The following is a 652-nucleotide window of genomic DNA, read 5'->3' as shown; positions in this document are numbered from 1 at the left end:
CCTCGTCTCCCCGAACCCGCCGACCACCCCGAGCACCGGTTCGCCCGTCATCGGTGCCGACCAGCAGGGCATACCCGCGACCATCCTCGACGCCTACAAGAAGGCCGAGGCCGAGCTCGCCCGCGACCGGGCCTCCTGCCACCTCCCCTGGGAGATACTCGCGGCCATCGGCAAGGTCGAGTCCGGCCAGGCCAACGGCGGCCAGGTCGACGCCAACGGCACCACCCTCAGCCCGATCCTGGGCCCGGTCCTCAACGGCGCCGGCTTCGCGAACATCACCGACACCGACAGCGGTGTCTACGACGGTGACGCGGTCCACGACCGCGCCGTCGGCCCCATGCAGTTCATCCCGTCCACCTGGGCGAGCTCCGGCCGCGACGGCAACGGCGACGGCCGCAAGGACCCCAACAACATCTACGACGCCTCGCTGGCCACCGCCTACTACCTGTGCGGCAACCGCGACCTCGCCGTCCAGTCCAACCTGGACCAGGCAATTCTCAGCTACAACCACTCGCGGACGTACCTGAACACGGTCCAGTCGTGGTTCGACTACTACAAGCGCGGCACGCACGAGGTCCCGAACGGTACGGGCGTGCTGCCCGGCAGCCGCAGCGACACCCCGGCCCGCCGCCCCGCCCGCACGGTCCCGACT

At 70.4% G+C, this 652-nt stretch carries 1 protein-coding gene; it reads left to right on the top strand.

Features of this window, described 5'->3' with window-relative positions; translation table 11 throughout:
* A partial coding sequence (locus ACJA3G_RS38160) for a lytic transglycosylase domain-containing protein (protein WP_406557570.1) occupies window positions 1–652 on the top strand: 652 nt, incomplete at both ends.

It is taken from the genome of Streptomyces sp. YS-3 (assembly GCF_045257485.1).
Lineage (GTDB): Bacteria > Actinomycetota > Actinomycetes > Streptomycetales > Streptomycetaceae > Streptomyces.
The sequence above is the reverse complement of the archived record's forward strand: the minus strand, read 5'-3'. Positions and strand labels throughout refer to the sequence as shown.